Genomic DNA, 13,761 nt, shown 5'->3' with positions numbered 1-13,761 from the left:
GGTCATCCGAAGGTGAACGTGGGCAGGAACAGGGCGATCTGCGGGAACGCGATCAACAGCATCATGAAGGCAAGTATGATGATGAAGAAAGGCAGTGTCCCCATGATAACGTCTTCGACCTTCACCTTGTCCGACGAACTTGCCACGACGAACAGGATCACACCCAGAGGCGGCGTGAGCTGCCCCAGTTCGACCAGGATCACGACGAACACCCCGAACCAGATCGGATCGACATCGAGCGCGAGAAGCGCGGGGAAAATGACCGGAACGATGATCGCAATCATGCCCAACCCCTCCATGAAGCATCCCAGGATGGCGAAGACGACCATGACGATCAGCAGGAAGGCTAGGCGCGAGACCTCGGCGTCTTCCAGCATGGCAACCAGATCCTCACCGATGCCCGAAAGTGCGGTGGCATAGGCGAAGATCATCGAGGTGAACACGATGAACAGGATGTTCCCGCTCATGACTGCGGTGCGTGAAAGCGCTTCGGTCAGAAGGCTCCAGGAAAGGCGGCGGTAAAGCGCGGCGATGAGGATCGCCCCGATGGTTCCGACGGCGCCTGCCTCGGTTGGGGTGGCGAAACCGCCGTAGATGCTGCCCAGAACGATCATGATAAGCAGAAGGAACGGCACGATGTCCAGAAGTGCATGCCCGAGTTCGGACGCGGTCGCGCGCGCGGTGTCCTTCGGCGCAAGCGCGGGATTCATTAACACGCGCAACATGATGAAACCCATATAGCACAGCGCCAAAAGGATCCCCGGGATCAGGCCCGCCGCAAAAAGCCGTGCGATCGAGGTCTCGGTGAAGGTGGCATAGATGATCATGGTGATGGAAGGCGGGATCAGGATGCCAAGCGTCCCGCCGGCGGCCAGAGATCCCGCGGTCAGCCGCAGGTTGTAGCCGCGTGCCGCGAGTTCCGGCAGCGCCACAGTCGACATCGCCGCAGCGGTTGGCGCACTGCCGCCCGAGATCGCGGCAAAGATCCCGCTGCCCGCGATATTGGTATGCAGAAGCCCGCCGGGCAGGCGGCGCATGAATGGGGCCACGCCGTTGTAAAGGCGGGTGGACAGGCCCGATCCCAGCAGGATTTCGGCCATGAGGACGAACAGCGGGATCGCTGCCAGCGTGAAGCTGTTGGCGGCGCCCCAGCTGACGATGCCAAGCGCCTTGAAACCGCCGAACCCCTTCAGCAGCCAGATGTAGAACAGGCCGGACCCGGCCACGGCGAACTGCACCCACATGCCGCCAACGATGATGCCGATCAACAGGCCGAAGGCGAGTATCGCTTCCATCAGGTTTCCTCCCCGGTCCGGCCGAAGGTCAAAAGGATTTTCTCGATCAGAAAGAAACCGATCACGCCAAACCCCAGGGGTAACAGCATCTGCGGGATCCACAGCGGCGTGCGCAGCACGGTCGGGGCGAATTTGCCGCGCACAAACGAGCTGAGCATCACGTCCTTCGTTTTCCAGGCCAGAATGATGCAGATGGCAAGCGCCACCACTACGAACACCCGCATCAGCCAAAGCCGAACGTGCGCCGGAACAGCATCGAACAGGAAATGCACCTGGAAAAGCGAGCCCTGCCGCAAGGCAAGAGAGGCGCCGAAAAAAGTCAGCATCACGACGCCGTAGCCGGTCAACTCTTCGGCGAAGCCGAGGGAATAGTTGAAGGCGCCTCGAAGGAAGGCTTCGCCACAGACAAGTGTCACCAGCGCGGCCAGCACCGCACCCGTCGCAATACGGGTCAGGCGGGCCGCCACATCGAAGGCGGGGCCGGCCGAGACCGGCCCCTGATCCTGCCCCTGCATTTTACTTACCGATCGCTTCGCGGACGGCCTGGAGGGCGGCTTCGTCTTCCGGGCCGTTTTCCTTGGCCCATGCCTCCCAGAATGGGGTCAGTTTTGCACGCGCTGCATCTGCGTCGCCATCTGCGGCCTGCACGATGGTCATGCCGGCTTCGGCCTGCGATTTCATCTGGACACCTTCGTCCTCGGTGAACTCAGCGGTCGTCGCGGGGCCTTCTTCCGCCACGATCTTGCGCAGGGTCGCTTGCGTCTCCTCGCTCAGCGCCTCGAAAGCGTCGGCGTTGGCGATGATCATCGAGTTGCCATAGTTCACCGAGAAACGGTAGTTGTAGGGCAGGAATTCGTGCCAGTTCTTGGCACCGCCGGCCGATGCGGTCAGCACGCCCTCGATCACACCGCGTTCAAGCGAGGTGGGAACATCGCTGCCCGAAAGCGTGATCGGCGCGCCGCCGAACTCTTCGATGAACTTGCCCTGTTCGGGCGAGGTCACGCGGATCTTGTGACCGTTCAGGTCATCGAGTCCGTCGATCTCGAAGGTGGTGAAGATCGTCTGTTCGGGGTAGCGGTAGCCCCCCAGAAGGACTACGCCCTGTTCACCGAAGGCCTCGACCAGCGCCGGCTCCATCGCGGCATAGGCCTTTGCCCATTCATCGTCGTTCTCGATCAGCATGGGCAGGTTCAGCACGCGCGCCAGCGGTACGTTGCCCGAGAAGAAGAAGTCCGCGGCGAAATCGACGACGCCATCCCCGACCGCCTGCGTGATGTCAGACGACGCGATCTGAAGCGTCTTGCCAAGGTGCAGCTCGATCGTCAGATCGCTGCCGGTTTCCTCTGCGACGCGTTCGGCGATGCGGTTCATGCCCTTCACGGCGGCCGTCGTGGACACCGACGAATAGGTGTAGGCGGTCCATTCTTCAGCCTGGGCGAGGCAGGTCGACGCCGCCAGGGCGAATATCGCGCTCATCGTTCCAAGTTTCATGATATCTCCTCCGGTTATTCGCGTTCTTTGGTTTTGATCTTGTGCGGCGCCGTGAACCCGGCGCCGCGCAAAGGCCTAGTCTTGCGTTCCCGTCTTCGATCCGGGTTCCTGGCCGGGCGCCGACGCCTGCCGCCGGCTCAGGTAGCGGCGCTTGAGCAGCGGCCCGACCACGACCGCGACCGTCAGGGCGACGATGATCAGGCTGGTGACGTTCTGGAACAGGATCGTCCAGTCGCCACGCCCGATCCTGAGGGCAAGGCGCAGGTTCTCTTCGGCGAAGGCGCCGAGGATCAGGCCAAGCACCACCGGCGGCAGCGGGAACTTCAGCTTGTCCATGACATAGCCGATCGCGCCGAACCCGAGCATCAGGTAGACATCGAACATCCGCCCGTGGATCGAATAGACCCCGATCAGCATCAGCACGATGATCACCGAGCCGAGCAGCGGGCGGGGCAGGTTCAAAAGCCGCGCGAAGCTGTTGGTGGCAAGCGATCCGCCAAGGAAGACCAGAAGGATCGCGCCGAACAGGAACTGCCACATGAAGCCGAACACGATGTCCGGGTTTTCGCGGAACAGCATCGGGCCGGGTTGCAGGCCGTGGATCAGCAGGCCCCCCAGCATCACCGCCGCGACCGCGGTTCCGGGGATGCCGAGCGTCAGCGCCGGGATCAGCGCAGAGGCGGTATCGGCGTTGTTGGCGACCTCCGAGGCCGCAACGCCCTCGGGTTCCCCGTTGCCCCAGGTGTCGGGGGTTTTCGATGTCCGGCGTGCCTCGTTATAGGACATGAAGGCCGCCATGGAGCCGCCCGCGCCGGGCAGGATGCCGATCCAGATCCCGATGAGAGAGCCGCGGATCCACGTCTTCCAGTAGCCTTTCATGCGCGGCAGCGTCTTCCAGATCGGTTCGGTCCCAAGCTTGTTGGCGTCCGTCTCGGTCTTCAGCGGCACCTCGAGCAGGTCGATGACCGGTGGCAGCGCATAAAGCCCGACCAGCAGGATCACGATGCTGATGCCGTCATAGATTTCCAGCCGGCCGAAGGTGTAGCGGTCGGTCCCGAAGATCGGGTCGGCGCCGATCACCGAAACGAAGACCCCGAAGCAGGCGCTGATCAGGCCCTTGACCGGGTTGCCGCCCAGCAGGAAGATGATCGAGGCAAGGCCGAAGACCGCGACCCAGAACACCTCGGACGGGCCGAAAAGCAGCGTCACCTTCGACAGGGGCGGGGCTAGAAGCATCAGCGCGAAGGCGCTGGCGATGCCGCCGAAGGCCGAGGAGACCACGGCTACCTGAAGCGCGTATCCGCCCTGGCCCTTCTGGGCCATGGGATAGCCGTCGAAGGTGGTGGCGACGGCGGCGGGCGTGCCGGGAATGCGCAGCAAAACGGCGGGGATCGCACCGCCATACATCGCGCCGTTATAGATGCCGGCCATCAGGCCAAGGGCGACCAGCGGCTCCAGCCCGAAGGTGAAGGGAACAAGGACCGAGATCGCCATGGTCGCGCTGAGGCCGGGCATGGCGCCGACCACGATCCCGGCGATCACGCCGATGATGACGGCCGCGAAGTTGTAAAAGCCCAGAACGTCGGGCAGGGCGTGCAGAAGATCGGAATACATGGCGGCCTCAATCCTTCCAGAAGCGGCCGGCCGGGAACTCTTGGGACATCCCGAGGCCAAAAATCAGCCAGATCGCGCCGACCACGACCAGCGTGGCGGCAGCAAGGCCAAGAGGGTTGCGGTAGCCGAAAATCCACGCCACGAGCGGGACCGAAATCGCGGTGCTCGGGTAGAAGCCGAGGAAATCCGTGGCAAGTGCATAGGCGACGATCAACACGAAGGCGCCTGCGACGCGCTTCGGCGCACTCGTCATCGGCTTCGGTTCTTCGCCAGCTGCCGCCTTGCGCTGATCAGACAGCAGAAGAAGGACCGCCAGGCCGATCAGCCCGGCCAGCATCGCCGCAGGCAAGAGCGCGGACATAGCGCGCATTCCGAATGTCGGGATGACGAATGCGGCGGATACCGCGATGATCCCGAGTGCGGTCAGGGTCTCGGGCCGAAACAGGCGATTGGTATGTGGTGCGGACATGACATCGGCTCCGGGTTCGGGATGGGCCGGACACGAGGCAGGGGCCGCGCGTCCGGCAGGAGGGTCAGTTCCAGGGGGTTTCTTCCCAGACGCCCTTGGCGAGATCATGGAGATCCTGGGTCAGCGCCTTGAACTCGGCCCCGGTCACCACCTCGACGGGGTTCGCCGTCGCGGCCATGGCGTCAAGGAATTCCTGATCGCCGGCAAGCTGGCCGAACGCCTCAAGCAGCCTGGCCTCTACATCTTCAGGCAGGCCGGCGGGCGCGACGAAGCCGCGCATGGAGCCGTTCAGAAGCTCCAGCCCCTGTTCCTTGAAGGTGGGCAGATCGGGCGCGAAGGGCGAGCGTTCGGCCTGCGCCACGCCCAGCACGTTCAGCTCTTCCTGGAACTCGGCAACCTCGGAGATGTTGAGGATGCCCATCGCGACATGACCGCCCATGAGCGCCGTGCGCGCCGGGGCCGAGCCCGAGAAGGGAACGATGGTGAACTCGGCGCCGGTCAGTTCCTGAAGCTTGATGAGCATGAAATGATCATCGCCGCCAAGGCTCGACATGCCCACGGTGACAGCGCCGGGGTTGGCCTTTGCCTCTTCGATCAGCTTTTCCAGTGTGTCGAGCCCGCCTTTCTGCGAGGTGACGATCACGTTGGGATCGTTCACCACGTTGGCCAGATAGGTGAAGCTGTCGACATCGTATGCGGATTCGCGGTCGATCGTCCGGGCCATCATGCCGGGCAGGTTGAAAGTACCCAGAGTATAGCCGTCGGGGTCGGCCGCGGCCGTTTCGGTGATGCCGATCTGGCCGCTGGCGCCCGGAACGTTCTTGACCACGAGGCTTGCGCCTTCCCCAAGGTATTTCTCGATGAAGGGGGCGGCCGTGCGGGCCATCACGTCGGTGCCACCGCCGGCGTCGAAGCCGACGATCACTTCGATCGGCTTTTCGGGATATTCGGCCAGGGCGGCGCCTGCCGCCAGGATCATCGCGCCCGCCATGGCGGTATTTTGCATCAGTTTAAGCATGTTACTCCTCCGGTTCATGCGTGTTTTCAGGTTTCGGGGAATGCGCAGCCAAGCTTTTTCAGCGCCGCATCCACCCAGGTCCGGTCGTTCTTTCCCTCTGCGATGGCCTGCATCTGCCGGGTTTCGGCATCCTGCTTGGCCAGGGTCTTTTTCAGGACGTCTTCGGCATCGGCGATCGACACGGCCAGTACGCCGTCGCTGTCGCCGATCACGATATCGCCGGGATTGACCACCATGCCGTTAAGCGCAACGGGTACGTTGATTTCGCCGGGACCGTCCTTGTAGGGGCCACGATGCGTGACCCCGGCCGCATAGGTCGGAAGGTTGGTCGAAACGAAGGCATCGACATCGCGGATCGCCCCGTTCAGCACGAAGCCCGCCACGCCCTTCTTGACCGCGTAGGCCAGCATCAGCTCGCCCATCAGCGCGTTGGTCAGATCGCCGCCGGCATCGACAACGATCACATCGCCCGGCACCGCCATGTCGATGGCCTTGTGCAGCATCAGGTTGTCGCCCGGGCGGCAGACGACGGTCAGCGCGACGCCGGCCATCCCGCCCGAGGCATGCATCGGACGCAGCGACGGTCCGGCCGCCGCCATGCGCGACATCGAATCCGAAACATTGGCGACCGGCAACCTTGCAAAGGCGTCGACCAGCGCCTTCGGCGCGGCATGGGGGCGGGCGAGAATGCGGAAACCGACGGTCATGTTCAGTCCTTCCTATTGGGTCGGGGTCGTTCGGGCCGCATCCAGAAGCGTGCGGTTGGCGATGCGTTCGGGCGGCAGCGGCTTGCCTTCAAGCAGTTCAAAGATGCCGCGCACGGCTTCCACGCCGACACGGGCGCTTGCCTGCCGCGTGACGCCGCCGATATGCGGGGTCATGACGATCTGCGGCTCGGCGAAGAAGGGATGGTCCGCGGCGGGCGGCTCGGCGGCAAAGGTATCGAGGCCCGCACCGGCAAGCTGGCCGCTGTGCAGGGCCTCCAGCAGGGCGGCCTCGTCGATCAGGCCTCCGCGTGCAGTGTTCACGACATACGCGCCCTTTGGCATCCGCGCGATCGCCTCGGCGTTCAGGATCTGGCGGGTCTGGTCGTTCAGGGGGCAGTGAAGGCTCAGGACGTTCGATTGCCGGAGCAATTCTTCGAAACTGGCACAGCGGTGAACGCTGTACGCCGCGAAAACCTCGTCCGAGGCATAGGGGTCATATCCCACCAGGTTCAGGCCCAGTCCCCGTGCCATCCGGCCCGTCGCCTGTGCAATGGCGCCCATGCCCATCAGGCCCAGTGTTTCACCGGCCAGCTCGCGGCCGGCAAAGCCCGGCTTTTCCCAGCGACCCTGCCGCAGGCCGGCGTCAAGCGGCAGGAGGCGCTTTACCGTGGCCAGCATCAGCGCAATTGCGTGCTCGGCCACCGATACCGCGTTTGCTCCGGTTGCCACCAGAACCGGTATGCCGCGCTGGGCGGCGGCGGCCAGGTCGATATTGTCGACACCCACGCCATGCTTGGAAATGACACGCAGTTGGGGTGCGCGATCCATCACGCTGGCGTCGATCCGGCCCATCCGCGAAACGATCCCCACGGCCTGGGTCCGCTCCATATAGTCGGAAATGACATCGCTGTCGGCATAGGGGGGCGTGTGCACCACCTCATAGCCGTGCTCGGCCACAAGCCGGGTCGCGCTTGGGTCGAGGTCGGGCCCGGTCACCAGGATCGTCTTGCTCATCGCGCAGGTCTCCGTTGCGCGCCTTGGAACGAAAGCGCGCCGATGTTGTTCAGGATGTTTCAGTAATGCGTCGATCAGCCTCCCAGCAGATCGCGGCAGTCCTCCGGTTCAGACATTGATATCAGACAGAGGCTCTTCACAAAAACGCGAAATTCTGGTTCGTATATTAAGAAAAACTGGATTTGTTATGGATACCCGACAGCTTCGCACCCTGCTTGCCATCGCCTCGCACGGCACTTTCGCACAGGCCGCGGGGATCGTCGGCCTGACCCCCTCGGCCGTCAGCCAGCAGATCAACGCGCTGGAGCAGGAGTTGCGCACCACCTTGTTCGACCGCTCGTCCCGGCCCCCGAAGCTGACCCCGCAGGGGGTGCAGGTGCTTGAAGTCGCAAAGAATATCCTTCAGTTGGAAGAAGATACCAAGGCCAGCCTGCGCGGCGATCAGATTGCGGGCACGCTGATGCTGGGATCGGTCCGCTCAAGCGCGCTGAACCTTCTGCCACGGGCGATCGTCCAGATGCGCCTTCAATACCCGCTTCTCAAGACCAATCTCAGGATCTCGCTCTCCTCGACGCTGATCGCCGATGTTGCGGCCGGACGAATCGACGCCGCCGTGGTGGCCGAACACGTCGGCATCCCCAACGCCTTACGCTGGAGTCCGTTTCTGCGGGAACCCCTGTGGCTGATCGCGCCGGAGGGGACCGAATCGACCGACCCGATCCACTTGCTGAATTCCCGGCCCTATGTCCGCTTCCGCAGCGCCGTCCCGCTGGCGAACCTTATCGATACCGAGTTGTCGCGCCTTGGCGTCGTGACCCAAGACATCGCCGAGATTGATACGATCGGGGCGATCGTGACCTGCGTGCGCCAGGGGCTCGGGATTTCGGTCGTGCCGCATGTGGCCTTGCAGGAGCCCGAGGATTTCAGGCTTGCGCGGCTTCCTTTCGGCCAACCGCAACTGACGCGCCAGATCGGCATCGTGGAGCGCGCAGTCTCTCCGCGCGGAGAGATCATTGCCCGGATCCACGACGTTCTGGCGCAGCTTTGCGGCCCCCATGGAGTGCCGCGCGGATAGCGCACGGACCTTGGTGCCGACACGGCCATTCCTGCCATCGCGGCATGGCGGTTCGGGAAGGCGTTTCGTGTCGGTGCGGGCGGTAGGCCCTTGATTTTCAATTGATGACAACTGGCCCCGACTGGGCCGCAGCGGGCGAGCTCCGTTCTGGACGGGCTTTTGTCGCGCACGCTGCAGCGCGGCGGGGATCAAGCTTGAAACGCTGCGCCCAACCCTCTAGCATGATCGGAGCAGACCAGTTTTTCGGTGCAACCCGGTGTTTGCGTGTGCCGCAACGGTTCAGTCGGTTTCCAGTCGTTCGTTTGGGCCTTGATGCGTTAGCTAAGCCCTCGTCTGTTTTTCCGTATCCATCAGGTAAGCCCCGACATGCGGTTTCTTCAACAAATCTCGTCACGATTGATTTTTGTCAAATGGTCGAGGTGCCGGGTCCACTACGACACGGGTATGGTTCACGCATTGCGCCTATGCCTGTTCATGATCAACCTGCTTTCAGTGGGTCTGTATGGCTTGGCCGCGCAAGCCAGACCGCTTGCCGCAACCGACAATCTGACGATGGTGATCTGCAGCGAATACGGAACCTACACCCTTGCGGTGGATGCGAACGGCAGCCCGGCAGAGCCTTCGAAACATTGCTCGCAATGCCTTGACTGCTTTTCTTTCCCGCCCTTTGCGCTGAATGATGCGGTCACTACGCTGCGCGCACCCGAAGCCCGCCCGCGCGTGTCGTCGCTGCCTTCCGACCCTGAACCTGTCTCTCTTGCCCAGGCTTTCCCATTGCCGCGCGGCCCCCCATCGGGGGTCGTGGCTGAGCTTGTTCTGCGTGCCCTTGGGGCGCAAAAGCAGATCTACAAGATCGGTATCGCTGAACATCTCCGGAATTCCGTTCAGCGGATCGACATTGGGAACAAGCATCGGGCGAAAAACGAGGTCGCTCGATGAACCTGATAACCAGACTGTTCCTTTCTCTCGCCCTTGTGCTTTTGGCTGCAATGCCGGGCCGGGCGGAACCTGTTCTCCCGAGTTTCCTGAAGGAAGTGCCTGCCGCGTCGATCGTGGAGGGGGCCGATTCCTATGGCCCGTTGCGCGACGATGTGCCGGTTGCCCCGATCCTCAAGGCAGGAGAGATCGTCGGCTGGGCTTTCATCACGTCGGATTTCGTTTCGACCACCGGCTACTCCGGCAAGCCGATCCACACACTTGTGGCCGTGGGTGCCGATGCGCGTGTCATCGGGGTAAAGCTTGTCAAGCATTCCGAACCTATCGTCCTGATCGGCATCCCCGATTCCAAGATGCAGGCGCTTGTGGCCGATTATGCCGGGCTCGATCTGGTGGCCGAGGCGCAATCGGGCGGTACGGCGCATGATCTCGACATCATTTCCGGCGCGACCGTCACGGTGATGGTGATCGACGATTCCATCGTGCGGTCGGGCCTGAAGGTTGCGCGGGCGCTGGGCCTGGGCGGTCTTGTGCCCGATGCGCCCGATAGCGGCCCGCGGTTCGAGCTTAACCCGGATGCCGCCGCTCCTTCCGACTGGATGACCATGCAAGGCGACGGCACACTGCGCGGTCTGACGCTGGATGTGGGGCAGGTGAACGAGGCTTTCGCCGCGCTGGGCGATCCCCGTGCCGATGCGCGCGCGTTGACCGACCCACCGGAAACCACCTTCATCGAGATGCAGGCGGCGCTTGTTTCGCATCCCGCGATCGCACAGGCGCTGCTGGGCGATGCCGAGGCAAAGAACCTGTCGAACTGGCTGGCCGAGGGCGAGCATGCCGTGGCGATCATCGGGCACGGCCTCTACAGCTTCAAGGGGTCGGGCTATGTGCGCGGGGGCATCTTCGACCGTATCGTCCTGATCCAGGACGATGTTTCGGTGCGGTTCCGTGACCGCGGCCACAAGCGGATTGTGGGGCTGAGTCCCGCCGACGCGCCCGCCTATGACGAGGCGGACCTGTTCAAGATCCCCGCCGATACCGGCTTCGACCCGGCCAAGCCGTTCCGCATACAGTTGCTGGTGCACCGCGATGTCGGCCCGATCGAAAAGCTGTTTACCACCTTCGATCTGGGCTATCAGTTGCCGCAGCAATATCTGCGCGCGCTTCCCGCGGCGCCCGCGCCCGACCTGCCGGCCGGTGTGGCCGAGGTGACCGGGCAAGAGGAAAGCGCCGCGCATCAGGCGCTGTGGAAGCGGATCTGGGCGGACAAGAAGCCCGCCATTGCCGTGACGGCGGCCATGCTGACGGTGCTGACGCTGATCTTCTTCTTCCAGTCGCTGGCCACGCGCAATGCGCGGGCGTTCTTCTGGTTCCGCATGGGCTTTCTGACCGTGACGCTGGTATTCCTTGGCTGGTATGCCAACGCCCAGCTTTCGGTCGTGAACCTGATGGCGCTGTTCGGGGCGCTTGTGTCGGGATTCAGCTGGCAGGCCTTCCTTCTGGACCCGCTGACCTTCATCCTGTGGTTCGCGGTCGCGGCGGCGCTTCTGTTCTGGGGGCGGGGGGCCTATTGCGGCTGGCTGTGCCCGTTCGGCGCGCTTCAGGAACTGACCAACCGGATCGCCCGCGCGCTGCATGTCCCGCAATGGACCTTGCCCTGGGGCCTGCATGAACGCCTGTGGCCGATCAAATACATGATCTTCCTTGGCCTGTTCGGCGTCAGCCTGATGTCGATCGAGCAGGCCGAGCATCTGGCCGAGGTTGAGCCCTTCAAGACCGCGATCGTTTTGAAGTTCGTCCGCGCTTGGCCGTTCGTGGCCTATGCTGTGGCCCTTCTGGTGGCCGGACTGTTCGTGGAGCGGTTCTACTGCCGCTATCTCTGCCCGCTGGGGGCGGCGCTGGCCATTCCCGCGCGGCTGCGCATGTTCGACTGGCTCAAGCGCTATCGTGAATGCGGCAACCCCTGCCAGACCTGCGCCCATCAGTGCCCGGTCCAGGCGATCCACCCCACGGGTGAGATCAATCCGAATGAATGTGTGAACTGCCTGCATTGCCAGGTGCTGTATCAGTCCAAGACCATCTGCCCGGTCGTCATCAAGAAGATGAAGCGTCGTGAAAGCGTCGGCTCTGCCGTGCCGCGCGACCTGACCGGGCATCCCAACCAACCCAAACCCCAACCTGCTGAATGAAAGGACAAATCATGTCTGAGGGACGCAATCTAGGGATTACCCGCCGCGGTCTTCTGGGGGCCACGGCCGGTGGTGCCGCGCTTGCCGGCACGCTGGGCGGCCGCGCCGCCCTGACCGGGGGTGCCATCGGGGCCGCCACGCTGGCGGGCGCCGGCGCCGCGCGTGCCGCGACCGAGGCGATCAATGTCGCACCGGGCCAGCTTGACGAATATTACGGCTTCTGGTCCTCGGGCCAGACCGGCGAAATGCGCATCCTGGGCGTGCCGTCGATGCGCGAGCTGATGCGCGTGCCGGTGTTCAACATCTGCTCGGCCACCGGCTGGGGCATCACCAACGAGTCGAAGAAGATCCTCACCGAGGGCCTGACCGAGAAGACGAAGAACTACCTTGCCGCCAACGGGCTTGAATTCCCGCGCAACGGCGATTTGCACCACGTCCACATGTCCTTCACCGAAGGCCGCTATGACGGGCGCTTCCTGTTCATGAACGACAAGGCCAACACCCGTGTTGCCCGTGTGCGTTGCGATGTCATGAAATGTGACAAGATCATCGAGATCCCGAACGCCAAGGGCATCCACGGTCTGCGCCCGCAACGCTGGCCGCGCACCAACTATGTCTTTGCCAACGGCGAGGACGAGGTGCCGATGGTCAACGACGGCAAGATCCTCGACGATCCGTCGCAATATGTGAACTTCTACACCGCCGTGAATGCCGATGACATGACCGTGGCATGGCAGGTGATGGTCAGCGGAAACCTCGACAACACCGACGCCGACTACGAAGGCAAATACGCCTTCTCGACCTGCTACAACTCGGAAATGGGGATGAGCCTCGCGGACATGACCGCGGCGGACATGGACCATGTGGTCGTCTACAACATTGCCGAGATCGAGAAGGGTATCGAGGCGGGCGACTTCATCGAGTTGAACGGCGTGAAGGTGATCGACGGGCGCAAGGGCCAGAACAAGAACTACACCCGCTATATCCCGATCCCGAACAACCCGCACGGCTGCAACATGGCGCCCGACAAGATCCACCTGTGCATCGGCGGCAAGCTGTCGCCGACCGTATCGGTGATCGACGTGCGCAAGCTGGACGATGTGTTCTACAACGGCGCCGATCCGCGCTCGGTCGTCGTGGCGGAACCGGAACTGGGCCTTGGGCCGCTGCATACCTGCTTCGACGGTCAGGGCCGCGCCTACACGACGCTGTTCCTCGACAGCCAGGTCGTGGTCTGGGACATCGAGAAGGCCGTGCGCGCCTATGCCGGCGAAGAGGTCGACCCGATCGTCACCAAGTCGGACGTGCACTACCAGCCCGGCCACAACTCGACCGCTGAGGGCGAGACGCTGGACGCGGCGGCGAAATACTACATCACCATGAACAAGTTCTCGAAGGACCGCTTCCTGAACGTGGGCCCGCTGAAGCCCGAGAACGAGCAGGTCTTCCTGATCGAGGGCGACAAGCTGACCCTGGTGCATGATGGTCCGACCTTTGCCGAACCGCACGACTCGATCCTGGTCCACGCCTCGAAGGTGAACCCGCTGTCGGTCTGGAACCGCGACGACCCGATGTGGGCCGATACGCGCGCGCAGGCCGAAGCCGATGGCGTCGATCTGGACGACTGGCAGGACACGGTGATCCGCGACGGCAACAAGGTGCGGGTCTACATGTCGAGCCAGGCGCCGCAATTCGCCCTCGAGTCCTTCACCGTGAAGGAAGGCGACGAGGTGACGGTCTGCGTCACCAACCTCGATGACATCGACGACCTGACCCACGGCTTCACCATGGGCAACCACGGCGTCGCCATGGAGGTCAGCCCGCAGGCCACCTCTTCGGTCACCTTCATCGCGGGGCAGCCCGGCGTCTACTGGTATTATTGCCAGTGGTTCTGCCACGCGCTCCACATGGAGATGCGCGGCCGCATGTTCGTGGAACCGCGGGACGTGTAAG

12 protein-coding genes are annotated in these 13,761 nt (G+C 63.3%); 4 read left to right on the top strand and 8 right to left on the bottom strand.

Annotated elements, in window-relative coordinates; translation table 11 throughout:
- Positions 1-2 precede the first annotated feature (2 nt).
- The 8 genes from AC4PTO_RS10660 to AC4PTO_RS10625 form a co-directional block, all read right to left on the bottom strand.
- Positions 3-1,295 carry a TRAP transporter large permease gene (locus AC4PTO_RS10660; RefSeq protein WP_492728311.1) on the bottom strand — a complete coding sequence of 431 codons (1,293 nt, stop codon included), beginning with the start codon at positions 1,293-1,295 and terminating at the stop codon, positions 3-5.
- Positions 1,295-1,810, bottom strand: a complete 516-nt coding sequence (locus AC4PTO_RS10655) for a TRAP transporter small permease (RefSeq protein ID WP_492728309.1) — start codon at positions 1,808-1,810, stop codon at positions 1,295-1,297. Before AC4PTO_RS10655 ends, AC4PTO_RS10660 begins: the two co-directional genes overlap by 1 nt.
- A gap of 1 nt (position 1,811) precedes the next feature.
- Positions 1,812-2,786 (bottom strand): TRAP transporter substrate-binding protein DctP, encoded by a 975-nt coding sequence (dctP, locus tag AC4PTO_RS10650; protein ID WP_492728308.1) that lies wholly within the window; start codon positions 2,784-2,786, stop codon positions 1,812-1,814.
- 75 nt (positions 2,787-2,861) lie between these two features.
- Positions 2,862-4,400 (bottom strand): tripartite tricarboxylate transporter permease, encoded by a 1,539-nt coding sequence (locus tag AC4PTO_RS10645; protein ID WP_492728306.1) that lies wholly within the window; start codon positions 4,398-4,400, stop codon positions 2,862-2,864.
- Positions 4,401-4,407: 7 nt separating this feature from the next.
- Positions 4,408-4,869 (bottom strand): tripartite tricarboxylate transporter TctB family protein, encoded by a 462-nt coding sequence (locus AC4PTO_RS10640; RefSeq protein WP_492728304.1) that lies wholly within the window; start codon positions 4,867-4,869, stop codon positions 4,408-4,410.
- Between the two features lie 64 nt (positions 4,870-4,933).
- On the bottom strand, positions 4,934-5,887 hold the full coding sequence (locus AC4PTO_RS10635; RefSeq protein WP_492728302.1) for a Bug family tripartite tricarboxylate transporter substrate binding protein: 954 nt from the start codon (positions 5,885-5,887) through the stop codon (positions 4,934-4,936).
- 26 nt (positions 5,888-5,913) lie between these two features.
- Complete coding sequence (locus AC4PTO_RS10630; protein ID WP_492728300.1) at positions 5,914-6,594, bottom strand: RraA family protein; 681 nt, start codon at positions 6,592-6,594, stop codon at positions 5,914-5,916.
- Between the two features lie 12 nt (positions 6,595-6,606).
- Positions 6,607-7,608, bottom strand: coding sequence for a hydroxyacid dehydrogenase (locus AC4PTO_RS10625; protein ID WP_492728298.1), 1,002 nt, complete (start codon positions 7,606-7,608; stop codon positions 6,607-6,609).
- 187 nt (positions 7,609-7,795) lie between these two features.
- Between AC4PTO_RS10625 and AC4PTO_RS10620 the strand changes: the two genes are divergently transcribed.
- The 4 genes from AC4PTO_RS10620 (at position 7,796) to nosZ (ending at position 13,760) form a co-directional block, all read left to right on the top strand.
- Positions 7,796-8,683: a LysR family transcriptional regulator gene (locus AC4PTO_RS10620; RefSeq protein ID WP_492728296.1), complete on the top strand. Its 888-nt coding sequence runs from the start codon at positions 7,796-7,798 to the stop codon at positions 8,681-8,683.
- 366 nt (positions 8,684-9,049) lie between these two features.
- Positions 9,050-9,622 carry a hypothetical protein gene (locus AC4PTO_RS10615; protein WP_492728294.1) on the top strand — a complete coding sequence of 191 codons (573 nt, stop codon included), beginning with the start codon at positions 9,050-9,052 and terminating at the stop codon, positions 9,620-9,622.
- Positions 9,619-11,808 carry a 4Fe-4S binding protein gene (locus AC4PTO_RS10610; protein ID WP_492728292.1) on the top strand — a complete coding sequence of 730 codons (2,190 nt, stop codon included), beginning with the start codon at positions 9,619-9,621 and terminating at the stop codon, positions 11,806-11,808. The genes AC4PTO_RS10615 and AC4PTO_RS10610 overlap by 4 nt, the downstream gene beginning before the upstream one ends.
- Positions 11,809-11,819: 11 nt before the next feature.
- Positions 11,820-13,760: a TAT-dependent nitrous-oxide reductase gene (nosZ, locus tag AC4PTO_RS10605; RefSeq protein ID WP_492728291.1), complete on the top strand. Its 1,941-nt coding sequence runs from the start codon at positions 11,820-11,822 to the stop codon at positions 13,758-13,760.
- Position 13,761 lies beyond the last annotated feature (1 nt).

The organism is Rhodobacter maritimus, from assembly GCF_058747975.1.
This window is presented reverse-complemented; position numbering and strand designations above follow the sequence as displayed.

What these genes read in the sequence shown, in the direction of transcription:
- AC4PTO_RS10660 (WP_492728311.1), bottom strand. Translation starts at nt 1,295, where the DNA reads ATGGAAGCGATACTCGCCTTCGGCCTGTTGATCGGCATCATCGTTGGC.
- AC4PTO_RS10620 (WP_492728296.1), top strand. Translation starts at nt 7,796, where the DNA reads ATGGATACCCGACAGCTTCGCACCCTGCTTGCCATCGCCTCGCACGGC.
- AC4PTO_RS10610 (WP_492728292.1), top strand. Translation starts at nt 9,619, where the DNA reads ATGAACCTGATAACCAGACTGTTCCTTTCTCTCGCCCTTGTGCTTTTG.
- nosZ (WP_492728291.1), top strand. Translation starts at nt 11,820, where the DNA reads ATGTCTGAGGGACGCAATCTAGGGATTACCCGCCGCGGTCTTCTGGGG.
- AC4PTO_RS10625 (WP_492728298.1), bottom strand. Translation starts at nt 7,608, where the DNA reads ATGAGCAAGACGATCCTGGTGACCGGGCCCGACCTCGACCCAAGCGCG.
- AC4PTO_RS10615 (WP_492728294.1), top strand. Translation starts at nt 9,050, where the DNA reads ATGCGGTTTCTTCAACAAATCTCGTCACGATTGATTTTTGTCAAATGG.
- AC4PTO_RS10630 (WP_492728300.1), bottom strand. Translation starts at nt 6,594, where the DNA reads ATGACCGTCGGTTTCCGCATTCTCGCCCGCCCCCATGCCGCGCCGAAG.
- AC4PTO_RS10655 (WP_492728309.1), bottom strand. Translation starts at nt 1,810, where the DNA reads ATGCAGGGGCAGGATCAGGGGCCGGTCTCGGCCGGCCCCGCCTTCGAT.
- AC4PTO_RS10635 (WP_492728302.1), bottom strand. Translation starts at nt 5,887, where the DNA reads ATGCTTAAACTGATGCAAAATACCGCCATGGCGGGCGCGATGATCCTG.
- dctP (WP_492728308.1), bottom strand. Translation starts at nt 2,786, where the DNA reads ATGAAACTTGGAACGATGAGCGCGATATTCGCCCTGGCGGCGTCGACC.
- AC4PTO_RS10640 (WP_492728304.1), bottom strand. Translation starts at nt 4,869, where the DNA reads ATGTCCGCACCACATACCAATCGCCTGTTTCGGCCCGAGACCCTGACC.
- AC4PTO_RS10645 (WP_492728306.1), bottom strand. Translation starts at nt 4,400, where the DNA reads ATGTATTCCGATCTTCTGCACGCCCTGCCCGACGTTCTGGGCTTTTAC.